The sequence below is a fragment of the Vibrio taketomensis genome (assembly GCF_009938165.1).
GTDB classification, from domain to species: domain Bacteria; phylum Pseudomonadota; class Gammaproteobacteria; order Enterobacterales; family Vibrionaceae; genus Vibrio; species Vibrio taketomensis.
Map to the genome: position 1 here is coordinate 2,455,931 of NZ_AP019649.1, position 23,538 is coordinate 2,479,468.

The window sequence follows — 23,538 nt, forward strand, 5'->3', positions numbered from 1 at the left end:
CACCTTGCGTGTATTTTTGGTGCAATTTACACCAACAATCACTCATTAAACCGTGTTTTGAACCAATAAAAAAAGGGAAGCTCACGGCTTCCCTTTATAGCATGCTTTTAGCTAACTAAGCTAATAGGATGAAAAATTACTCTGCGTCAGCTGCTGGTTTTTCAGCGGCTTCTTCAGTTTTTTCAACTGCTTCTTTCATGCTTAGACGTACACGGCCTTGGCGGTCGATTTCAAGTACTTTAACTTGAACTTCTTGGCCTTCTGCTAGGTAGTCTGACACTTTCTCAACACGCTTATCAGAGATTTGAGAAATGTGTACTAGACCATCTTTACCTGGAAGAATCGTTACGAATGCACCGAAATCAGCTAGACGTGCAACTTTACCAGTGTAGATACGACCTACTTCAACTTCAGCAGTGATCTCTTCGATACGACGGATAGCTTCTTTCGCTGCTGCACCTTCAGTTGCTGCAATCTTGATTGTGCCGTCATCTTCGATTTCGATCGTTGTACCCGTTTCTTCAGTAAGAGCACGGATTACCGCACCACCTTTACCGATAACGTCTTTGATCTTGTCTGCGCTGATCTTCATTGTGTGAATACGCGGAGCAAATTCAGAGATATCTTCACGAGCACCAGAGATTGCTTGATCCATTACAGATAGGATGTGCTTACGTGCGCCTTGAGCTTGGTTAAGCGCAATTTGCATGATCTCTTTAGTGATACCTTCGATCTTGATGTCCATTTGAAGTGCAGTGATACCAGTGTGAGTACCTGCTACTTTAAAGTCCATATCACCTAGGTGGTCTTCGTCACCAAGGATGTCAGAAAGAACAACAAAGTCGTCGCCTTCTTTAACAAGACCCATTGCGATACCCGCAACAGAAGACTTGATTGGCACACCAGCATCCATAAGCGCTAGAGAAGTACCACATACAGAAGCCATTGAAGATGAACCGTTAGATTCAGTGATTTCTGATACTACACGTACAGTGTATGGGAACTCATCGATTGATGGCATTACTGCAGCAATACCACGCTTCGCTAGTTTACCGTGGCCGATTTCACGACGCTTAGGAGAACCTACAAAACCAGTTTCGCCTACACAGTATGGAGGGAAGTTGTAGTGTAGTAGGAAGTAATCTTTCTTCTCACCAGTTAGCTCGTCGATGATTTGAGCATCACGTTGAGTACCAAGAGTCGCTGTTACTAGCGCCTGAGTCTCACCACGAGTAAATAGTGCACTACCGTGAGTACGTGGAAGAACACCAGTACGTACATCTAGAGCACGAACCATGTCTTTTTCACGACCATCGATACGTGGGTTACCAGCGATGATGCTGCGACGTACAACTGTCTTCTCTAGATCGTGGAAGATAGTGTGAATTTCTTTTGCATCCGCTTCTGGATCTTCAGCAAGAATCGCTTCGTTAACTTCACCTGCGATCTCGTGGATGCGGTCGTAACGAGCCATCTTCTCAGTGATTTGGTAAGCTTCAACTAGTTTAGCTTCTGCTAGATCTGCCACTTTCTCGTTAAGCGCTGTGTTTGCTTCTGGAGCAACCCAGTTCCACGCTGGAGTCGCAACTTCAGCTTTAAACTCGTTAATTGCAGTGATAACAGCTTGTTGTTGGTCGTGACCAAACACAACCGCTGCTAGCATTTCTTCTTCAGTTAGGTTGTCAGCTTCTGATTCAACCATTAGTACTGCAGATTCAGTACCTGCAACCACTAGATCTAGGCGAGATGTTGCTAGCTCAGTGTTGCTTGGGTTCAGTACTAGTTGACCATCGATATGACCAACGCGTGCTGCACCGATAGGACCGTTGAACGGAATACCAGAGATAGCTAGTGCTGCAGAGGTACCAATCATTGTTGGGATATCTGGTTGCACGTCTGGGTTAACAGAAACTACAGTTGCAATAACTTGTACTTCGTTAGTGAAACCCTCTGGGAATAGAGGACGAATAGGACGGTCGATTAAACGAGCCGTTAGTGTTTCACCTTCAGAAGGACGACCTTCACGCTTGAAGAAGCCACCAGGGATTTTACCTGCAGCGTAAGTACGCTCTTGGTAGTTTACTGTTAGCGGGAAGAAGTCTTGACCTGCAACCGCTTCTTTCTTACCAACTACAGAAACGAATACCGCAGTATCATCCATAGTTACCATTACAGCTGCAGTAGCTTGACGTGCGATAACGCCAGTTTCTAGAGTAACCGTGTGGTTACCGTACTGGAACGTTTTAACAACTGGTTTTTCGAACATTGTTATTCCTTGTGTCCGCACTCTTTCTTGATGAAAAAGCACAGATTACGTTGATGTAAACTCAAGGCATTACGAATCGCGACTAGTAAAAAGAAACTCGTAAGAATTCCCTTTTAATAGTCGCGACCTTTTGGCCGACGTGGTTGACTGTAATGCTATGAGCTATTGAGAAAACCTCGAAACGAGGTTCAGCCGTGCGTAGTATAACGGCATTAACCAGATTTGGCTAAATTTAGGCAACAAAAAAGGGGCGAAACGCCCCTTTTTTGACAAACTGCTATGCAGTCGCTGATTAGCGACGTAGGCCTAGACGTTTGATTAGGTCTTGGTAGCGAGCTAGATCTTTACCTTTTAGGTAATCTAGAAGCTTACGACGGCGAGAAACCATGCGTAGTAGACCACGACGGCTGTGGTGGTCGCCTTTGTGAGCTTTGAAGTGACCTTGTAGGTGGTTGATAGAAGCAGTTAGTAGTGCTACTTGTACTTCTGGTGAACCAGTGTCGCCTTCGCCACGTGCGTATTCAGCAACGATTGCTGCTTTAGTTTCTGCATTCAGAGACATAATTCTCTCCTAATAAGAGTAGGTTAATATTTGTGCCAGCCAATCTCTGATTCAGCCGACACGAGGAGCGCGAATTATATGGGATGTACAGAGGTTAAGCAATAGCTTTTACAAAGCTCAGGGTTGTAAAGCATACAAAGTAAAGCTTCGCTGTGAGAATCGATAAATAGCCATTAAGAACGTAAAGCTACGCTCTATGGCGGGAAACACCCAACACGCGAGAAATGTTGGCAAATAACGGGACGTTGTTCGCACTGTTACTCCGCCTTGAACAGCATTCAGGCCTTTCAACAATAGGTTCTATTCATAATAACAACCAAATTATCTGCAAGCGCCGCCCTACTCTCAACTCTCTTAACTGGGTGAGAGCCGTGAGTTCCCATTGCCACCTTTTCTGGTACACTTACGCCATTAAAATATTGTTAGTTAAATAAACAGGATTTCCTATGAAAATCGGTATCATCGGAGCGATGGAACAAGAAGTTGCCATCCTAAAAAGCGCTATCGACAACTGCCAAGAAGTAACGAAAGCAGGTTGTACTTTCTTCTCTGGCCAACTAAACGGCGTTGATGTGGTATTGCTTCAATCAGGTATCGGCAAAGTTTCTGCTGCTGTTGGCACCACTATTTTACTTGATGAGTACCAACCAGACGTAGTGATCAACACTGGTTCTGCAGGCGGCTTTGATTCAAGCCTGAACCTAGGTGATGTGGTTATTTCAACAGAAGTTCGTCACCACGATGCAGACGTGACCGCATTTGGTTACGAAATCGGCCAAATGGCACAACAGCCAGCAGCGTTTCTAGCAGATGAAAAACTAATGAACATTGCAGAGCAAGCGCTAGCACAAATGGAAGACAAACACGCGGTGCGTGGTCTGATTTGTACTGGTGATGCATTCGTTGCAAGCGCAGAACGTCAAGCGTTTATCCGCACTCACTTCCCATCAGTTATCGCGGTAGAAATGGAAGCAGCGGCTGTTGCTCAAACTTGTCACCAATTCAAAGTACCATTTGTCGTAGTACGTGCAATTTCTGACGTTGCAGACAAAGAAGCCACCATGAGCTTTGACGAGTTCCTACCGCTAGCGGCGAAGAGCTCTTCAGAAATGGTGATCAAGATGGTTGAATTACTAAAGGCATAATTACTGGGTCAAAAGGCCAAAAAGCTCATGGAAGAACTTTATCATCAGTTAGTGTCTAACGGTGCGCTCCTCGTTATGTGGGGCGCATTACTTTGTCATTGGATTCTTCCTTTTCCCCGCGAAGCTCATCCGGCAATTCTCTGGCATAAATTTGCTGAGTTATTAGCCAACAAAGTTAACGCTTCAAATCATTACTCTCAAAGCTTAATCTCAGGCACCCTTGCGTGGCTGCTTATGATGCTGCCGTTGTTGCTCGTGCTATTTGCTTTGCAAAATATCGTTTGGCAACCCATGCTCTACCAATTGGCATTGCTGTTACTCGCGCTTGATTGGCGTCATAACGAGAAATTTGCCACCGAGTTTACCCAACTACTTGCCAACGAAAACAATGCCGCGGCGAAACACCTGCTCACCCCTCTGATTAATCGTTCAACTGACAGTTTATCATTGCTCGGTCTAGGTAAAGCGGGGAGCGAAACCTTAATCATGAGTTATGGTCGTCATGTTGTCGCCGTACTGTTTTGGTATGGCGTTGCGGGAGCCATCGGTGCTTTTGCTTATCGTATGACCATGGAATTGGCTCGGGCATGGTCACCGACTCGCCGTCAATTTATGCCCTTTGGTTTACCAGCGATCCGTATCCTTGCGGTATTGGATTTCCTTCCGCTTCGACTATTTGCCATGTTGATCACGCTTGGTCAGCGAGCCAATATAGTCATGACAACCATCAAACAACAAGCCGCATCTTGGCCTTTGCCAGGCCCGGCTTGGTTATTAATTGCTTGCGGCGCAAAGCTCGAACTCTCTTTAGCTGGCCCTGCTATCTATAACGGCAAAAAATCGGTTCGAGCCAAACTCGGCGGACGCATTGCCCCAGCTGCCATTCATTTCGCCCAATTAAGAAAATTATTACTGCATCGCCTTTGGATCTGGTTGCTCCTGCAAAGCCTTATCATGGGTATCATCAATCAAGGACTATAATGTTTCGCCTGTTACTTGCGCTATCTCTATTCAGTACTTCTATTTATGCTCAATCCATTGAAAGAGTGATCAGTTTATCCCCTTCAGCTACTGAAATGGCTTATGCCGCAGGCTTAGGCGATAAATTAGTCGCCGTGAGTGAATACAGCGATTACCCACAATTCGCGCAAAAATTAGAGAAAGTCGCTAACCATCAAAGCATTAATATTGAAAGGGTTTTAACCTTACAGCCAGACTTAGTACTGGCGTGGGAGTCAGGCAATCCGGCTAAAGACATTGCTAAATTACGTCAGTTGGGCGTTAACGTTGTTTATTCAGATGCCAATACTCTGGAAGGTATTGCCAATAAGATTGAAGAACTCAGTCAATTTGCTGATGACCCAAGCATTGGGAAAAACAATGCAGCGCACTTTCGCCAAACTCTTACCCAACTAAAAAGCACGTATAAAACTCAAGAGCCTGTCAGCTATTTTTATCAATTGAGTGAAAAGCCCATCATTACTGTTGGACAAAATAATTGGCCAAGTGAAGTGTTTTCATTTTGCGGTGGCAGGAATGTATTTGCCGACAGTCGAGCCCCATACCCACAAGTCGGGTTGGAACAAGTCATTATTGCCAATCCTGAAGTGATCTTTACCTCCCGCCATGCAATCGAAAATGGCAGTATGTGGCAACCTTGGAGTGAGCAACTTCAAGCGTTACAAAAAGAGCAGGTGTGGACGCTAAATTCCGACTGGATCAATCGCCCAACCCAAAGAACTTTACTCGCAATTAAGCAAGTTTGTGAGCTCTTCGAAACAGTGAGACAAAAGCGTTAACGGTTGCGCGAAGAATCCAGTACCATGCGCGCCGATTTTAATCCACTTTAGTTATAAGAGTGGCCACCGTTTTGTTTTACGTTTTGAGTTCCTGACAACATGGATTCTTTGTTAATTTATTTAATTGACCTTTTTGGTACCGCTATTTTTGCCATTTCCGGTGTATTGCTTGCGGGCCGTTTAAAAATGGACCCATTTGGTGTCATTGTTCTTGGTAGCGTAACGGCGATTGGTGGTGGCACCATTCGCGATATGGCGCTAGGTGCAACTCCGGTATTTTGGATCACCGATACTAACTATTTATGGGTTATCTTGGTCACTTGTCTTTTGACCATGCTAATCGTTCGTCGTCCGAAACGAATCGCTTGGTGGATTTTGCCTGTCTGTGATGCAATTGGCTTAGCGGTATTTGTCGGCATAGGCGTAGAAAAAGCGATGATGTTCCAAGATTCCGCGCTGGTTGCGATTATCATGGGTGTGATAACGGGTTGTGGCGGCGGTATTATTCGCGACGTATTAGCACGTGAAGTACCAATGATTTTGCGCAGCGAAGTTTACGCCACTGCCTGTATTATTGGTGGGGCTTGCCACACGTTAGCGCTAACTGCAGGCTTTGATAACCATACTGCATTTTTGGTTGGGGTCTTCTCAACATTAGTGATTCGCCTAGGCGCCATTCGCTGGCATTTATCATTGCCAATTTTTGCATTAAACCGCTAATGTTATAGCCATTAGGAGACCGCAAGGCTGAGCGTTGCACTCCAATGCTTCCAACAAAAAAGGTCGCTTTCGCGACCTTTTTTGTTATTTCTGCACTTTTCTCAGCACTTGTTTTAAAGCTTCGAAATCATTGGCAAGATCTTCTGAAAGAAGCTCCATCGCTGCGTGTTTAGCCAGTGGGCCCGGCAATTCAATATCGCTACCAAGGATATCATCCACCACTTCTTTGAATTTCGCAGGGTGTGCCGTACACAAGAATAAACCTGTCTCGCCTTCAGCCAATTGCTCTTCCAAAACTCGGTAGGCAATCGCACCATGTGGTTCGCATAGGTAACCTAGCTGATTAAGCTCACGCACTGAATCAGCACTTTGCGCATCTGTTACCGCACCTTTGCCTAACGTATCTAAGCCCCAACCTTTAATTTTGCATAGCTCTTCAATACGCGGCCAGTTATTCGGTTGGCTCACATCCATGGCATTTGACGTGGTCGCCACGGTAGGTTTTGGATCCCACTTACCCGTATCCAAGTAGCGTGGCACAGTATCATTCGTGTTAGTTGCTGCAATAAAGCGTTTCACTGGCAGACCAATAGCTTTGGCCAATAAACCTGCAGTTAAGTTACCAAAATTGCCACTTGGTACTGAAATAACCAGATTTTCGCGTTGCTGTTTAGTCAGCTGAGAGGCCGCTTCGAAGTAGTAACAGATTTGCGCCATCAAACGGCTAATGTTAATTGAGTTAGCAGAATTAAGGCCAATCTCTTCGCGCAATGCTGCATCATAAAAGGCTTGTTTAACCAACGCCTGACAGGCATCGAAATCACCATCAATCGCAACAGTATGGATATTGTTACCCAACGTACAAAACAGCTTTTCCTGCAGCGGGCTGATTTTGCCTTTCGGATAAAGAATCACGACATTGATATCTTCCATGCCATAAAAAGCATGAGCAACAGCCGCCCCAGTATCACCAGAAGTTGCCGTTAGAATTGTGATTTTACCACCATTCGAAACCGCCGCTAACGACTGTGCCATGAAACGACCACCGAAATCTTTAAACGCAAGGGTTGGTCCATGGAACAACTCTAACGCATACACACCTGCTTTGACGTGCTTAATCGGCGCCGGGAATTGAAATGCCGCATCAACCATGGCGTTCACTTGCTCTTGAGCCAGTTCATCACCAATTAATGCCGACAAAATTTTGGTGCTGCGCGAGATAAAATCTTCATCTAATAACGCATCTACATCGTCAAACTGAGGGAGTTGCGATGGAAAAAACAGACCTTGGTTACGGCCTAACCCTTGGCGCACGGCTTGGCCAAAGGAAACCTGTTCATCATTTTCTTTGATATTATAAAGCTTCATAGCTTACTTCCTGTAACAATCGAACCTTGCTTATCTAGACGACAAACATGAACGAATCCTTCTTCATTTTGTACGTAGTTTTGTTCGAGCCATCGAGCTACGCGCTCCGCTATTGCTTGATCATTACAGAGACTAAATAGCGTTGGTCCACTACCAGAAATACCAGTAGCAAGCGCTCCTGCTGAGGCTGCAAACTCGCGCGCTCCAGCAAAACCAGGCAATAGTTTCTCACGATATGGTTCAGCAATCACGTCTTTGATCATTTTTGCAGCAAGTTGCGGCTGCTTAGCATGGCAAGCGTGAATAAAACCACCAAGGTGGCGACCATGAGTAATCACATCTTGACGACGATATTGAGAAGGTAAAATTGCTCGCGCCTCTGCCGTTGAGACTTTAATTCCTGGGTAAGCCATCACCCAGAACCAATCCTCAAAACATGGAACCTCTTGGCTAATGATGCCCAATTCTTCTAGCATCAATTGCAAGCCACCAAGATAACATGGCGCCACGTTATCGTAGTGAACACCGCCAGAGATCTGCCCTTCCATTTCACCCATTAAAGCAAGTAATTCGGTCTCATTCAGAGGCTGACCATGAAAGCGATTCAGCGCATCTAATGCAGCGACAATGGAGCAAGCACTCGAACCAAGCCCAGAACCAATCGGCATGTTTTTCTCAAGAGTCATTGCAACAGGCAAGAGCTCAACGCCTTTTTTATCTAACTCGCGAGCAAATACACGCCAACAGTCATAAACAATATTTTCTTGTGGATTGGTAGGTAGCTTAGCGACAAAGTTACCCGCAGTTTTGAGAGTAAATGCTTGCTCGCCACGAGCAACCAGCACGCGATCGCCAAGCAAAGTACCATCGATTGGGGACACGGCCGCCCCCAATACATCAAAACCGACGCTAACATTGCCAATTGATGCCGGTGCGTAAACCACTACATCCATACCATGACTCATGATTACACTCCCAATTTCCAGCCTAATGTACGCATCACATCTGCAAATACACCTGCGGCAGTCACTTCAGTACCCGCACCGTAACCGCGAAGTACCAATGGGATTGGATTGTAGTAACGGCTGTAGAACGCCAAGGCATTCTCACCATCTTTGATCTTAAACATCGGATCATTTTCATCAACAGCAGCAATACTTACACGGCACTTACCGTCTGTGATTTCACCAACATAACGCAGCACTTTACCTTCAGCGCGAGATTTCTCTGACCACTCTTGGAAGTACGCGTCAGCTTCTGGAAGGCGTTGCATAAATTCATCGACACTACCCGAATCATCAAAACCTGGAGGCAATGCCGCATCAACCTCTACATCTTCCAGCTCAAGCGCCATTCCTGCTTCACGAGCAAGAATCAGAAGTTTACGTGCAACGTCCATACCAGATAAGTCATCACGAGGATCGGGCTCTGTAAAGCCATTGTCTTTAGCGATATTGGTTGCTTGGCTCAGCGTCATACCTTCATCAAGCTTACCGAAGATATAAGACAATGAACCGGATAAAATACCGGTAAAGCGCTCTAACTCATCCCCCGCAGCAATAAGATTTTGCAAGTTCTCAATAACAGGCAAACCCGCACCTACGGTTGTTTCATACATCAACTTGCGACGAGAGCCACGCGCGACATTACGCAATTGATGGTAATACGCCATGCTGGCTGTATTAGCCTTTTTGTTTGGAGTGACGACATGGAAGCCCGCCGCAAGGAAATCTGCATATTGGCTGGCAATCTCTTCACTGGATGTACAATCCACCAGCACAGGGTTAATGATGTGGTTACGTTGCACCAATGCAGAAAGACTCGCCAAACTAAATGGTTCTGAAGCGCCACTTAAACGGTCACGCCAATGTTCCAGTGGCAAGCCCTTCCCATCAAGCAATACACCTTTACTATTCGCTAAACCGCACACGCGCATAACAATGCCTTTTTGCGCCAATTTAGCTTGCTGACGTTGAATTTGGTCGACTAATTCACCACCAACGCCGCCCACTCCGACTACGAACACATCAAGGAAATGCTTCGAGTTAAATAGGTTCTCGTGACACGCTTTGATCGCTTCTGAAATACGGTCTTCAGGAATAACCGCGGAAATTGCACGCTCTGATGACCCTTGCGCAATCGCGACAATGTTGACGTTCACTTCCGCTAAAGAAGAGAAAAACTGCGATGCAACTCCGCGTGAAGTGCGCATACCATCACCGACTAACGTCACAATCGCGACATTATCAATATACTCAACTGGCTCGAGCAAACCTTCTTTTAGCTCTAATTCAAACGCATCTCTTAGCGCTTTTTCTGCCAACACTTTATCGTCCGCTTCAATACAGAAGCTGATGCTGTATTCCGATGAAGATTGCGTGATCAAAACAATCGAAACACCTGAAGCTGACATCGCTCCAAACACACGGCTAGCCATACCAACCATGCCTTTCATACCCGGACCAGATACGTTGACCATAGTTAGTTCACTGAGTGTGGTAATACCTTTAATCGCCAGTTTATCTTCACCCGTATCTTGACCAATTAAAGTGCCCGCACCTTGTGGGTTAAAGCTATTTTTAATCAGACATGGAATTTGGAACTGAGCAATTGGAGCAATTGTTTTTGGATGAAGAACCGAAGCGCCAAAGTAAGATAACTCCATCGCTTCTTGATAGCTGAGTGATTTCAAAAGACGCGCATCATCAACTAAACGTGGATCGCAGTTGTATACACCATCCACATCAGTCCAAATCTCACAGCATTCGGCACGCAAACAGGCTGCTAATACCGCTGCTGAATAATCAGAACCGTTGCGGCCCAACGTCACCAATTCGCCTTTTTCATTGCCCGCCGTAAAACCAGGCATGATATTGACATGACCTTGAGGTAACGGCTTAGCGCGGAAGTTTTCTGTTGAAAGTTCAACATCCACCATAGCTTCAAGATGATCGCCACGGGCAAATAGATATTCCACTGGATCAATCAGACTTGCTGGCTGCCCTTTCGCCTCAAGCACAGCTTTCATTAACTCAATTGATACACGTTCACCCTTACTGATAATGCGTGCATTGACATTATCAGGACACATACCAAGTAGCGTAATGCCATTAACATACTGACGTAATTGGCTCAATGAGCTTTTCACTTGATTGCTGTAAGCATGGCTTTCAATATTTGGTAAGCGTTGTTTGATCTCTTCAAACAACCCTCTAAACAAATCTTCAATTTCCGCTATTTGCAATTCGGCATCACTGTTTTTCAGCGCCGCCTCAATCACCGCAACGAGTTTATTCGTGGTTTTGCCAGGTGCTGAAAGCACAACTGCCACTTCTTCCTGTTGGGCGTTATTGGCGATGATATCTGCCGCTCTTAAAAAGCGATCAGCGTCCGCTAGTGATGATCCTCCAAACTTTAAAACTCGCATCCCTTCCTCCGAATTCTCAATCAATTGGTATAAAAAAAGGCCTGTTCCATTTGGGATACAGGCCTTTTCTAAAATTTTTTACGCTTAGCAGCCTGCCCCAACGCGCGTAGTGTCGGTAATAATAATAATGGTTGTGGTCATTACATTTAGGCTGTTCATTTACGTAGTCAATTTACTGCTGTGTGTTTGCTTGCTTCTACGTTTAACCTATTTTCCAACATTTAGTCAACGAAAACTTTGTTTTTTCAGTCGAGAATTTATTCTCAAATGTATCTTTAACCATCTAAACTCGCTCAAAAACAGAACGGATATAGCAAATTTGATCGCTTATGGTTAAAAAACGCGACTGAATTTCAAGTTTTATGCTTTAATTGTCGAAGCAGCGGAACTAACTATACTCACATGGTTTGAGGGGGCTTATGAAAAGACAAATATGCCTTGTCCTCACCCTACTTTCGAGTGGGGCAATTGCTGCTGAGCTGCCACAACTCAATCAAATGCAATCTCCCCACAAGCTGTTTATCTCAACCGAAACCAACCAACGCAATTTTGACTCTTGGGTCATTGATAGTGGTTACTCATACAACTTATTCGAAAAAGTCGATGTTTATGTGGGTACGCGTTTAGTTGAAAATAACGAGAGTGGCTTTTTGAGTGGGCTGAGCTATCAAGTTTCGCCAAAGCTATCGGTGAAAAGCTCATTGCATTCTTATACCGATAACGATGCCCCAAAAGGGCAAGAATCAGGGATTGCCGCTGAAGTGCAAAGCCGTGTTCATTTAACTGAAAATCTCGATTTGCATGCCACTCTCGATTACCAAGAGTGGCAGAAAGGTTTCGAAGTCGGAATCGGCTTCCGTTTCTAAATCATTAGTTCCAATTCAGTAACTCTTTTGAAGTCAGCAATCCATTCCAATCGGCATAAATATATTCTCCGGGCTGGATAATTTGCTTATGCACTGACAAAGTCACGTTTACTTCACCGAGCCCACGCTTATTGGTTTTCATTGGGCAAGTACCTAGAGCCTGAATGCCAATATCCATCTCTGCTAACATCGCAGCATCACGGACCGCACCATGGACAATAATACCTTCCCAGTTGTTTTCAATCGCAAGAATGGCTAACTGATCACCAAGCAGTGCTCGATGCATTGAGCCATTACCATCCACGACCAAAACTTTACCTCTTCCGTCTTGGCTGAGCACTTCTCGAACTTTTGAATTGTCATGATAACAACGGACTGTCACCACCTGTCCCCAAAACGCTGTGCGTTGTCCGAAATTACAAAGTGGTAAATTTACGAAATTAATGCGATCTCCAAATCTATCGCAAATATCAGGGGTTATGTCTCTCATGTGTTCCTCCATGAAAAATTATTGAATTCCTTATCTGATCCTGTGCAACCAGTTTCCCAGGTTAATATTTGTACGATCCGACAAACAAGATAACAAAAAAAGTTGCTCTTCCTGAACAAAATAAATCGCATTCTGCTGATATTTTCGTGCGAGCTCAATAGCAAAAGAGAGTGATATTCGACACACAAAACTCTCTTCAGCCCACGAAAAGTCATTATTGCCGACTGAGACAAACTCAAAATTATATTGCTCCAGATCACACTGCAAGCATTTATTTCTTATACAATTTTCTTCTTCTGATAGCTTCTTACTCGCTGGATTTTGAGCCGTAATTATCACAAATTCGCCAGTTGGAATTCTATTTTCAAATTTGAAGTACGGATCACAGTAAGCTTGCCAAAATGCGCATCAATCATCATATAACCAGTATTTTTACAATTGTCATTTAGTATTAAAATCTGTTACAAAGATTCTCTTGATGTAAATCAACAAAGTGAATGGAATTAACATTTGAGCGTTGTTAGCATGCTGTTAACTCTATAAAATCCGGCTTAATCGCCTAATAGATGAATGAGGTAAATGGACCTCTTCTGAAAGAAAGTAACACCAAGGATGGCGGGCATTCTGAGACACACTTTTTTCGTCTCTATTTTATTGTCAAAATCAAATTACCTGTAAGTAATGTTTTGCCTAGTATTTATTCTATTAGTACATTTTTTTTACAAGTTTAGGTAACGCCAATGCAAACCCCGCAGATTCTTATCGTTGAAGATGAGCAAGTAACCCGTAACACTCTTAAGAGTATTTTTGAAGCAGAGGGCTACTCTGTATTTGAAGCTAGTGACGGTGAAGAAATGCACCAAATTCTGACTGAAAGTCAGATCAACTTGGTGATCATGGATATCAATCTTCCTGGTAAAAACGGTCTACTTCTAGCGCGTGAACTACGTGAGCAAGCAAACGTTGCTCTAATGTTCCTTACTGGCCGCGACAACGAAGTAGATAAAATTCTTGGTCTAGAAATTGGTGCTGATGATTACATCACTAAACCATTCAACCCACGCGAACTGACTATTCGTGCACGTAACCTTCTAAACCGTTCTATGAACTCTAACGCGGTTCAAGAAGAAAAACGCAGTGTTGAGAAATACCAATTCAATGGTTGGATCCTAGACATCAACAGCCGCTCACTAGTAAGCCCTGATGGTGATAGCTACAAACTACCTCGTTCTGAGTTCCGTGCTCTACTGCACTTCTGTGAGAACCCAGGTAAGATCCAAACTCGTGCTGACCTACTGAAGAAAATGACTGGTCGTGAGCTTAAGCCACACGATCGTACGGTAGACGTAACTATCCGTCGCATCCGTAAGCACTTTGAATCAGTATCTGGCACGCCAGAAATCATCGCGACAATTCACGGTGAAGGCTACCGCTTTTGTGGTGAGCTAGAAGACTAATCTTCAAATGAAAAAGGAGCCTCAAAGGCTCCTTTTTCATTACAAAAACAGTGTTATCTAAACAAAAACGCCCATCATTGATGGGCGTTTTATTAGATGAGCAGATTAACCTTTACCACCTTTGATGGCATTGATTATTTCACTTGTCGAGCAGCCATCTTCAAAATTCAGCACTTTGACTTCACCACCATTGGCAATCACTTCCTTACCACCAGCAATTTCTTCTGGTTTGTAGTCACCGCCTTTTACCAACAAATCGGGCAAGACTTCGCTAATTAAACGCTGAGGTGTATCTTCACTAAACGGTACAACCCAATCAACCGCGCCTAAACCAGCTAGCACCGCCATACGACGATCCGTTGGGTTAACCGGACGACCAGGACCTTTCAAACGCTTAACCGATTCATCTGTATTTACAGCCACAATTAAACGATCGCCCAGCTTCGCCGCTTGGTTCAAGTAAGAAACGTGACCAGCATGCAGAATATCGAAGCAGCCATTGGTCATAACAACCTTCTCACCACGCGATTGAGCCTTCTTCACGGCTTCGATCAGCATTGATTCTGAAATCACACCAAAATCCGTATCGTGGCTACCATGAATCGCTTCTGCAAGTTCAATCGTTGATAGCGTTGAAGTACCCAGTTTACCGACAACAACACCAGCAGCTGCATTAGCAAGCGCACACGCTTGATCCAAAGGTTTACCTGCAGAGACTGATGCTGCTAATACCGAAATTACGGTATCGCCAGCACCCGTTACATCAAATACTTCTTTGGCTTGAGTTGGCATATGGAATGGTACTTGGTCGCGGCGAATCAAGGTCATGCCATTTTCACTGCGAGTCACCAGTAACGCTTCAAAATCATATTTTTCAATCAAACCCAGTGCTTTTTCAATCAGCTCTTGCTCTGATTTAACTTTGCCTACAACTTGCTCAAATTCCGACATATTTGGCGTAAGAAGCGTTGCGCCGCGGTAGCGTTCAAAATCCGCACCTTTTGGATCAATGAACACTGGGACATTAGCCGCTCGAGCCTTTTGAATGAACTGCTGTACGTGCTCAAGTGCACCCTTCGCATAATCAGACAAAACCACTGCTTTCACTTTTGGCAGAGCTTGCTCCATACGGTCAAGAATAGGTTCAGGATCGACACCCTCAAACGCTTCTTCAAAATCTAGACGAATAAGCTGCTGACCACGACTCAGTACGCGTAACTTAGTGATGGTAGGGAAGTTCGGCAGTGAAACAAAATCACACTTCACATTCAATGCAGATAGTGTTTCATTCAAAATTTTAGCCGGCTCATCAATCCCTGTTAAACCAACGATATGAGCATGGCCTCCCAGAGATGCGATGTTCATTGCAACGTTGGCTGCACCACCTGGTCGCTCTTCGTTATTCTCTACTTTTACTACTGGTACTGGTGCTTCTGGTGAAATACGGCCAGTTGGGCCAAACCAGTAACGATCTAGCATTACGTCACCGACAATAAGCACACCAGCTTGACTGTAGTCAGGTAGGACTGGTTTCATCAAGGATCTCCACTATTTTCTTCTGCGCAAAGTTTATCATAGGCCGATTGCTCTCAAAACTAATAGATTGCTTTACGCGCTCTACTTGAGACTGCATGACGATGACTTGAAATTTAGCTTAACCATTGATGCCAAACCTCGGTCACTAATTGACGCTCTTGTATAAATCGATCCTCTGCCACATCAGCATCTTGATTGAGCAAATTACGATGATGAATCTGATCTCGCATTTCTGTGTAAGCATTGGTTATCGACAGGGCTTGCGCTTCATCCATAATGCCTTGGGCAATCAATGATTCAAACACGCGCACATTGTCAGACCATCGGGTTAACTTCGGTTTCTCATGGCTATAGTTAAGCACCAAATATTGAGCGAGAAACTCGATGTCAGTGATACCTCCCGGATCTTGCTTAAGCATAAAGCGCCCTGACTTTTTACCGCCGAGATGATCACGCATCTTAAGGCGCATCTCAACCACCTGTTTTTTCAGCTCAGCAGTCTCACGTGGTAAGCATAAAATCTCATGACGAACACGATGAAACTCGCGTTGTAACGGCTCATCGCCATAAATCATACGTGCACGCACTAACGCTTGATGTTCCCAAGTCCAAGCCTCACTGCGTTGGTATTCTTCAAATGCATCAATAGGGCTAACCAATAAACCTGAAGCTCCCGATGGACGTAAACGGGTATCCACTTCATACAAAATCCCTGAAGCGGTACGTGTGGAAAAAATATGAATCACACGCTGCGCAAGTCGCAAATAGAACTGACGGCCATCAATATCCTTCTTACCATCGGTGTAACTGCTCACGGGGCAGTCATGGATAAAGACAATATCGAGGTCAGAATTGTAGCCCAATTCCCAACCACCAACCTTGCCATAACCAACCACGGCGAAACCTTTACCTTCGCGATCTTTGAGATGGTTAGGTTGACCATATTTCGCCACCATTTGCAGCCAAGCCTGATTCACCACACACTCAACAATCGCTTCTGCCAAATAGGTTAAGTGATCACTCACTTTCATCACGGGCAAAACACCGGCAATATCAGCGGCAGCAATACGCAAAATACAAATCTGCTTAAATTGGCGCAGTGCTTCCATCTGTTGTTCCATATCGTCTTCCGGTATCCGCGCTAAAAAGTCGCGCAGTTCTGTACGATAAGATTCGAGTGGAATTGGGTTATACAGGTGCTGTGGATCAATCAGTTCATCTAGCAGTATTGGATAGCGTCCTAACTGCTCTGAAATCATGGGACTGGCGGTACACAAACGCACTAATTGAGTTAACGCTGCCGTGTGTTCATCCAACAATTCTAAGTAGGTGGTACGAGTGACGATTCGATGCAATAAATGCAGCACTCGCGGCAAACCAAATTGCGCTTCGGGATGAGCAAAAATCGCTTGAAACACTTTTGGCATTAAACGATTTAGTACCTCACGCCCACGGGGACCCAAAGTCTTCTTCGCCAAATCCTCTTTAAAGCGAACGATCGTTTGAACCATCTCTTGGGGATGTTCCACCTGCAGATCATGCATAAGCACATGTTCAATCACATCACTGTTTTGCGTCATGTCCCATAGCTCATGAAAATGCTTGGCAACCTCACTCGACTCTTCGTCGTCATCACCAATTAAGCTCTTAAACACACCATGAACATTGTCCATATGGTGGTGAACTTGATTAAGCAACGTTGGCCAATTGCCTTCTCCCATTGCAGTCGCCAATTGCAGTTGTTCTTTTTCACCTTCAGGCAAGGTTTGAGTTTGCTTATCCGCCATCGCTTGCAACAGGTTTTCAAGGCGACGTAAATATTTATAAGCTGCACGCAATTGAGTGACTTCTTCACGGCTCAGCAGCTCTAAATCATCAATCGCATCAAGTGTTACCAATAGCCCACGTTGGCGTAAACTTGGCTCACGCCCGCCGCGGATTAACTGAAATACTTGAGCGATAAATTCCACTTCACGAATGCCACCCGCACCGAGTTTAATATTATTGCTTAGTCCACGACGACGAACTTCGCTGCTGATCATTGACTTCATTCGGCGCAGTGATTGAATGGCACTAAAATCGATATAACGACGGAACACAAACGGGCGCAGCATTTGGCGTAGCTCTTGGTATTGGGGATACATTTCTTTGCCCATTACCCGAGCCTTAATCATCGCGTAACGCTCCCAATCGCGCCCTTGTTCTTGATAATAATCTTCCAGCGCAGCGTAACTCATCACTAGCGGTCCGCTATCACCAAACGGGCGAATACGCATGTCGACCCGATAGCAAAAACCATCAAAGGTTTGCTGATCCAATGCTTTAATAATGCGCTGTCCAAGACGAGTAAAAAACTGCGCATTGGCAATCGAACGACGCGCACCTTGGGTTTCACCATTCTCTGGGTAAGTGAAAATCAAATCGATATCAGAAGAAAAGTTCAGTTCACCACCACCCAATTTACCCATACCAATAATCAGCATCGGTTGCGCTTCACCTTCAGCATTACACGGTGTTCCCCAAAGCTCACAACATGCCTTGTATTGCCATTGGTAGGTTTCAAAAATCATCGCTTCCGCTAATTGCGATAAATGCTCAAGGCTCTCTTCTAATGTCCAAGAGGCACAGAAATCACGCCAAGCAATGTAGGCCATCTCTCGGTTGCGAAACTGTCTTAACACTCGCTGCCCGCTTGCTTCATCGATGCAATGACTTAACTGTTCAGACAAAACACGGCGATAATCTTGGTAGCGCTGAGTTTGTGCGAGCCTATCTGGCAGATTCGCTCGCAACTCTTCATCTTTAAGCAGAACCTCAACCACAAACTTACTAAGTCCTGCTACATATTCCAATTGGTTGAACACGTCAGCAGGCCACAATTGCTTCAATTGATATTGTTCTAAATTGGCGAGTGCAGATTGAGCAATAGGCGAGAGTTCTGAAGGCAACTGCATGGTTATTCCTTGTCGATCAAAGGGCGATGGGCTATTTATAACAAACTTTAGATAATAAAAAACGCCTGAGACTTAGTCGCAGGCGTTTATTAATTAACTCTGTGAGATCAAACTTTGAATGCAGAGATTTTGCTGTCTAAGTCTTCTGCATTTTTCTGCATCATTTCAGATGTTTCTAGCAACTCAGTCACCACGGTTACCGATGCTTCAACCAACTCTCGTACGTTAGTTAGGTTCTGGCTCATCTCTTCTGCAACACTACTTTGCTGACCGGCTGCAGTAGCAATCTGGAAATTCATATCATTGATACGAGTTACCTGCTGCACAATGCCGTCCAATTCATTGCCGGCATTAGTCACAAGCTCAACGCCTTCAGCCGCTTCCACCACGCTTTTTTCCATCAGGTCAACCGCAGAATTAGCGCTAGATTGTAACTGCGAAATCATGGCTTGAATTTCAATCGTCGCTTGTTGAGTTCGCTGTGCTAGGTTGCGCACTTCATCGGCTACAACAGCAAAGCCTCGGCCAGCTTCTCCAGCTCGAGCCGCTTCGATCGCCGCATTAAGAGCGAGCAGGTTGGTTTGTTCTGAGATGCCTTGGATCGTCCCAACAACGCTACCAATTTTTACTACACTCTCTTCAACTTGGTTAACAGCATCGGCAGATGCTGCAATGTCTTGTGAAAGTTCGCTGATTTTGCCAATCGTATCTTGAACAAAGCGTTGACCTGTCATGGCCTGATTTGAAGCATCCTCCGTAAGAGAAGAGGCACTTTGAGCGTGCTCAGCCACCGTTTGAACGGTTGAGGTCATTTCGCTCATCGCGGTAGCCAATTGGTCAATCTCGTGGAACTCTTCCTGTGCAGACTCTTTCGTTTCTGACATGCTCATCGTCATGACTTCAGTGAGACCGGCTAATTCTTGGGTCGAGTCAACTTGAATTTTGATTAACTCTTGCAGTTGAACACGAGTTAGCTCTAACTGACGAGCCAAATCACCATATTCATCTTTACAATCTAAATGAATTTCTGATGACAGATCGCCTTTCGCCATGCGCTTAATCGACGTGTCTAAGGTTTGAATTTGACGCTGCATGGTGCGAGCTGCAAAAAGAAGAACAGCAAGAAAAACGGCAATCAGAATGATGGTTTGCCACACAATATCAACAAGATAAGCTTGGTAATGCTCATCAGCCAAAGCGCTATTGTCAGTCAAAGCCAGTATCGATTGATAAAAAGTATTGGCATCCCAAAGTTGCTTAATCACTATCAATACCGTACTAAATACCATCAGCAAGACCATTTTAGGAACAAGGCGTACGTCCGTTATCACTCGCTCCCATGGCTTAAATGCCACTCTTGTCATTGTTAGTTCTCCATTAAGTCATATATTCTTTTATACCGTAATAACGTCATTCTTTATGTTTCAACCTCAAATGAGTCAAAATGGACTAGGTTGAACCATTCAGTTTTTGGATCGTTTCGGCATTAGTCGCACTGAATTGTGTATTCTGATATCAATTAGAGTTCGATGTAGCGATTTAAGAACCCGATAATCCAGCACTTTTGCATTAGCACTGTCTATTTATTTTGAGCCTCGTATGAAAACAAATGATAGCAAAGACGAAACCAAACCGATGAGCTTACTGTCACTAATCCTCTCATTTATGGCGCTATTTGTGATCTCTGCGTTACTATTTTTTCCAATTTCGTTAGAGACACGTCAAATTCTTATCGGCTTAGACTTTTTTATCTGTAGTATTTTTATTCTACAACTATCGATTGATCTGATTAGAGCTTCAAACAAGCGCAGCTTCTTGAAAAATCACTGGATTGATTTTGTCGCCAGTTTGCCGATGATTGAGCCATTACGCTTTGCCCGAATCTTTCACATTTTGCGCGTTATTCTAGTGATTCGTTCCAGCCGTAACATCGTCAAACAGATTCTATCTAACAGAAAAGAAACCACAATTGCTTCGATCTTGCTACTAATGGTGGTGTTATTAACTTTGGGTTCAAGCTTAGTATTATTCGCCGAAGGGCATTCGCCTGACGCGAATATAACCACGGGCGCTGACGCGCTATGGTGGGCGCTCGTGACCATCTCTACCGTCGGTTATGGTGATCACTACCCAGTAACGGATATGGGTAAGATTTTGGCGTCAGTAATCATAGTTTGCGGCGTCGGGTTGTTTGGTATGATTTCGGGTTTAATCACTTCCGTTATTACCTCACCAAGCAAACTTCAAGCATTAAAAGCTCAACAGAAAGAGCAACAAATGCAAGTATTACTCGAACAGCAGCAAGTCATTTTGCAACGACTCGAAAAGCTAGAGAGAAAAATGAGCAAAGACCTCGATAAACTGCATCAAACGCCGACCGATACGCAACAAAAAAGAGAGCCTTAGCTCTCTTTTCATTGCATTATTCGACTATTCTTGCCAGTAAGGCTGCGCTTCGATACTGATAATGCGAGTCTGCTCCATCGCATGCATAATCGACGTTTCTTGACGGTATAACCAACGCTCTAGTTGTTCACGCTCTTCCCCTTCCAAAAGCTCAACCATCGCTTCTAGTGGTCTTAGAGTTAGTAAATCATCGATGCCTTGCAATAAGTCTGCCCAAGGTAGGCGGAAACGAGTGCGCTCTTCATCATCGTACAAACTCGCAAAACCAACGCCCGTATATAGATTGCGCATCAGGTGATACTGCTGATCAATATAGTCTTGCGGCCCTAGCGGTTTTTCTGGAGGAAAAGCATCCATCAACTCATGCCATGTGCGCTCAAGTTGTTCAACCGAGAATGATTTGATGCCTTGAGACATCGCATTACGCGATTTATCATCGAGGAATGGTTGCCAACCGCGAGTCAAAATCCAGCGACTTAAATCTAGCAATAGCGCGGTATAACGTGCTGAATTAAACAACTCTAGCATATCTTCACGGTCAGGAAGATCATGCTGTACTTCTGTTAACTCTTTGATTAAGAACTTACGCGCGTCCAGTTTTCGCAATGCATGACCTTTGTCTTCCAACAAATCTTCTAAATAGTCATATTGCTTGGTCCACTCGAGATCTTGCTCAAGCCATTTCAATTCCTGACGAATCAACGCACTCGCTTTACGTGGTACAATATCACCGTAGATAGTCAACGTTTGACGAATAAAACTGATCGAATTTTTAATTTCGTGCAGTGCATCAATCGACTCACGTTCCGAGTAGATTTGCTCATGGTAATGCCAATGCGAGAGAGCATGCTCAAGTGAATTGATAAAACATGACTCAACCGTGTCGTGCTTATCCGTCGCGACCAAATCCATTGACTTGACTTCATCACCTTCGTAACCCAAAGCGAGACGATAGCCGCGAGCTGCTTTGCTCAAGTTGCCAAGGCGCATGCCTCCGTGGTCGCTTAGGCTGCGAGCAAGGGTAAACAATGCGTCGGTCTGACCCGATTTCAGTTCCAATTCAACTTCGCAAATCGCGTCGCGTTCTTCTCCAGAAAGCACCTCACCTTGGTCAAACGCGACTTCCACTTGACTACCATCAGGCATCGCCACTAGCCATTGTTCACGCGTGAAATTGGTCGAAAATAGCGGCGCTATCTCATCTTGTAAGTCATCGAGATCTTTACCTGCAGGCCAAATGTCACTTGGGTGCAACGTTAAATCTGGTTCATTACAACAATGCTCAGCGTTGTATTCTGGTCTTTGATGCAATCCAGCGACAACTCTGCCTGCAGTTTTGACCGTTTGAACATATACTTCATCGAAACGGCGAATGCGCAGACCAATATCATGCTGTCTTAGCCAATTATCTGGTGTATCAAAATAAGTGTTACCCAGCTCACGACAGCTATGCTGAAGTATCTTTGCTTCAGAAATTTTTTGACGTAAAGTTTCTGAAAAATCTGGAGAAACAAAAAACTTCAGTTCTATCTCGGTTTCCATAGTTATACCTTTCAAAGCAGATAGAGACAGGATATTGCTATATTTCTCACTCGGCAAGAGTGAAATATCGCTCAATTGATGATCTAAAACAGTTTTAATGATGGATTTAATGCGTTACCATGCGCGCCTTTATAGCCATCACACAACATTATGTCCAATAAGGGTATACTGTTACTTATAGGTTATATTTAGTAGGTTGAATGACCATGCCAGTAAATACAATTATGGGGTTATTTGCAAAGTCCCCTATTAAGCCTTTGCAACGTCACGTTGTGTGCGTAAACGAATGTTGCTCTCACCTAGTTAACTTCTTTGAGGTTTGTGCTCAGGGAGATTGGGAGACAGCAGCTGAAATTCGTGCACAGATTTCTCATCTAGAGAAGGAAGCTGACGTACTTAAGCGCGAAATTCGTATCAAACTTCCTCGCGGTTTGTTTATGCCTGTAGATCGCAGCGATATGCTCGAACTACTAACGCAACAAGACAAACTCGCAAACTTAGCAAAAGACATTGCAGGTCGAGTCTATGGCCGCCAACTTGCGATTCCAGCTCCACTTCAAGAAAACTTTATCGCTTACGTTAAGCGCTGTTTAGACGCAGCTCAACAAGCACAAAAAGTGATCAGTGAGCTAGATGAACTGTTGGAAACAGGATTTAAAGGTCGTGAAGTCACTCTAGTTGCAGAAATGATCAATCAACTAGATAAGATCGAAGATGACACCGATGCGATGCAGATCCAACTTCGCCAACAATTAATGGCGATTGAGCACGATCTGAATCCAATTGATGTGATGTTCCTTTATAAGATTTTAGAATGGGTCGGTGGTATTGCTGATCAAGCACAACGTGTTGGTGCTCGATTAGAAGTAATGCTATCGCGCTCGTAGCGTTAAATTAAACTCAATAACGAAGAGCATATTTAATTCACACCCCAGCCAGGCAATGAATATTTCGGCGCCTATGGGGCTTTCTCGTGTCAAAAATTTGCTCCGCTTGTTAT

19 protein-coding genes and 1 other annotated feature are annotated in these 23,538 nt (G+C 44.5%); of the genes, 8 read left to right on the forward strand and 11 right to left on the reverse strand.

Going from position 1 to position 23,538, the window contains the following annotated elements; genetic code table 11:
- Positions 1–136 precede the first annotated feature (136 nt).
- Positions 137–2,266 carry a polyribonucleotide nucleotidyltransferase gene (pnp, locus tag Vt282_RS11310; RefSeq protein ID WP_162045631.1) on the reverse strand — a complete coding sequence of 710 codons (2,130 nt, stop codon included), beginning with the start codon at positions 2,264–2,266 and terminating at the stop codon, positions 137–139.
- A gap of 292 nt (positions 2,267–2,558) precedes the next feature.
- Positions 2,559–2,828 (reverse strand): 30S ribosomal protein S15, encoded by a 270-nt coding sequence (rpsO, locus tag Vt282_RS11315; protein WP_162045630.1) that lies wholly within the window; start codon positions 2,826–2,828, stop codon positions 2,559–2,561.
- Positions 2,829–3,274: 446 nt separating this feature from the next.
- On the opposite strand from rpsO, the gene mtnN reads away from it, so the two are divergent.
- The 4 genes from mtnN (at position 3,275) to Vt282_RS11335 (ending at position 6,492) form a co-directional block, all read left to right on the forward strand.
- Positions 3,275–3,973: a 5'-methylthioadenosine/S-adenosylhomocysteine nucleosidase gene (mtnN, locus tag Vt282_RS11320; protein WP_162063414.1), complete on the forward strand. Its 699-nt coding sequence runs from the start codon at positions 3,275–3,277 to the stop codon at positions 3,971–3,973.
- Positions 3,974–4,000: 27 nt separating this feature from the next.
- Positions 4,001–4,954: a cobalamin biosynthesis family protein gene (locus tag Vt282_RS11325; RefSeq protein WP_162063415.1), complete on the forward strand. Its 954-nt coding sequence runs from the start codon at positions 4,001–4,003 to the stop codon at positions 4,952–4,954.
- Positions 4,954–5,772 (forward strand): vitamin B12 ABC transporter substrate-binding protein BtuF, encoded by an 819-nt coding sequence (btuF, locus tag Vt282_RS11330; protein WP_162063416.1) that lies wholly within the window; start codon positions 4,954–4,956, stop codon positions 5,770–5,772. The genes Vt282_RS11325 and btuF overlap by 1 nt, the downstream gene beginning before the upstream one ends.
- A 99-nt stretch (positions 5,773–5,871) precedes the next feature.
- Entirely contained in the window at positions 5,872–6,492 is a 621-nt protein-coding gene (locus Vt282_RS11335) for a TRIC cation channel family protein (protein WP_162045627.1), read from the forward strand.
- An 84-nt stretch (positions 6,493–6,576) separates the two neighbouring features.
- Here Vt282_RS11335 and thrC read toward each other — a convergent pair whose 3' ends face one another.
- Genes thrC through thrA form a run of 3 tightly spaced genes read right to left on the reverse strand, consistent with a single transcriptional unit; the run spans position 6,577 to position 11,287 of the window.
- A complete protein-coding gene (gene thrC, locus Vt282_RS11340) occupies positions 6,577–7,860 on the reverse strand; it encodes a threonine synthase (RefSeq protein ID WP_162063417.1) in 1,284 nt (427 codons plus the stop codon).
- A complete protein-coding gene (thrB, locus tag Vt282_RS11345) occupies positions 7,857–8,813 on the reverse strand; it encodes a homoserine kinase (protein WP_162063733.1) in 957 nt (318 codons plus the stop codon). The genes thrC and thrB overlap by 4 nt, the downstream gene beginning before the upstream one ends.
- Positions 8,814–8,827: 14 nt before the next feature.
- Positions 8,828–11,287 (reverse strand): bifunctional aspartate kinase/homoserine dehydrogenase I, encoded by a 2,460-nt coding sequence (gene thrA, locus Vt282_RS11350; protein WP_162063418.1) that lies wholly within the window; start codon positions 11,285–11,287, stop codon positions 8,828–8,830.
- Between the two features lie 30 nt (positions 11,288–11,317).
- Positions 11,318–11,436 (reverse strand) — a sequence feature (Thr leader region).
- A gap of 270 nt (positions 11,437–11,706) precedes the next feature.
- Between thrA and Vt282_RS11355 the strand changes: the two genes are divergently transcribed.
- Positions 11,707–12,153, forward strand: a complete 447-nt coding sequence (locus tag Vt282_RS11355) for a ribonuclease regulator (RefSeq protein ID WP_162045624.1) — start codon at positions 11,707–11,709, stop codon at positions 12,151–12,153.
- Between the two features lie 4 nt (positions 12,154–12,157).
- Here Vt282_RS11355 and Vt282_RS11360 read toward each other — a convergent pair whose 3' ends face one another.
- Both Vt282_RS11360 and Vt282_RS11365 read right to left on the reverse strand, forming a co-directional pair.
- Positions 12,158–12,643: a putative 4-hydroxy-4-methyl-2-oxoglutarate aldolase gene (locus tag Vt282_RS11360; protein ID WP_162063419.1), complete on the reverse strand. Its 486-nt coding sequence runs from the start codon at positions 12,641–12,643 to the stop codon at positions 12,158–12,160.
- Positions 12,644–12,673: 30 nt separating this feature from the next.
- Positions 12,674–12,982 carry a DUF3293 domain-containing protein gene (locus Vt282_RS11365; protein WP_232055054.1) on the reverse strand — a complete coding sequence of 103 codons (309 nt, stop codon included), beginning with the start codon at positions 12,980–12,982 and terminating at the stop codon, positions 12,674–12,676.
- Positions 12,983–13,383: 401 nt separating this feature from the next.
- Between Vt282_RS11365 and arcA the strand changes: the two genes are divergently transcribed.
- The gene (gene arcA / locus Vt282_RS11370; protein ID WP_162045623.1) at positions 13,384–14,100 is read left to right on the forward strand and encodes a two-component system response regulator ArcA; all 717 of its coding nucleotides are present in this window, start codon (positions 13,384–13,386) and stop codon (positions 14,098–14,100) included.
- A 105-nt stretch (positions 14,101–14,205) separates the two neighbouring features.
- Here arcA and hldE read toward each other — a convergent pair whose 3' ends face one another.
- The 3 genes from hldE to Vt282_RS11385 all read right to left on the reverse strand — a co-directional run bounded on the left by hldE (position 14,206) and on the right by Vt282_RS11385 (position 19,954).
- Positions 14,206–15,636: a bifunctional D-glycero-beta-D-manno-heptose-7-phosphate kinase/D-glycero-beta-D-manno-heptose 1-phosphate adenylyltransferase HldE gene (gene hldE, locus Vt282_RS11375; protein WP_162063420.1), complete on the reverse strand. Its 1,431-nt coding sequence runs from the start codon at positions 15,634–15,636 to the stop codon at positions 14,206–14,208.
- A 113-nt stretch (positions 15,637–15,749) separates the two neighbouring features.
- On the reverse strand, positions 15,750–18,590 hold the full coding sequence (gene glnE, locus Vt282_RS11380; protein WP_162063421.1) for a bifunctional [glutamate--ammonia ligase]-adenylyl-L-tyrosine phosphorylase/[glutamate--ammonia-ligase] adenylyltransferase: 2,841 nt from the start codon (positions 18,588–18,590) through the stop codon (positions 15,750–15,752).
- A 107-nt stretch (positions 18,591–18,697) separates the two neighbouring features.
- On the reverse strand, positions 18,698–19,954 hold the full coding sequence (locus tag Vt282_RS11385; RefSeq protein ID WP_162063422.1) for a methyl-accepting chemotaxis protein: 1,257 nt from the start codon (positions 19,952–19,954) through the stop codon (positions 18,698–18,700).
- A gap of 235 nt (positions 19,955–20,189) precedes the next feature.
- Here Vt282_RS11385 and Vt282_RS11390 point away from each other — a divergent pair, with 235 nt between their 5' ends.
- The gene (locus Vt282_RS11390) at positions 20,190–20,996 is read left to right on the forward strand and encodes an ion transporter (protein WP_162063423.1); all 807 of its coding nucleotides are present in this window, start codon (positions 20,190–20,192) and stop codon (positions 20,994–20,996) included.
- A 24-nt stretch (positions 20,997–21,020) separates the two neighbouring features.
- Here the strand turns inward: Vt282_RS11390 and Vt282_RS11395 are convergent, their stop codons facing one another.
- Positions 21,021–22,538: a CYTH and CHAD domain-containing protein gene (locus tag Vt282_RS11395; protein ID WP_162063424.1), complete on the reverse strand. Its 1,518-nt coding sequence runs from the start codon at positions 22,536–22,538 to the stop codon at positions 21,021–21,023.
- Between the two features lie 206 nt (positions 22,539–22,744).
- On the opposite strand from Vt282_RS11395, the gene Vt282_RS11400 reads away from it, so the two are divergent.
- Positions 22,745–23,425, forward strand: coding sequence for a TIGR00153 family protein (locus Vt282_RS11400; RefSeq protein WP_162063425.1), 681 nt, complete (start codon positions 22,745–22,747; stop codon positions 23,423–23,425).
- Positions 23,426–23,538: the final 113 nt, after the last annotated feature.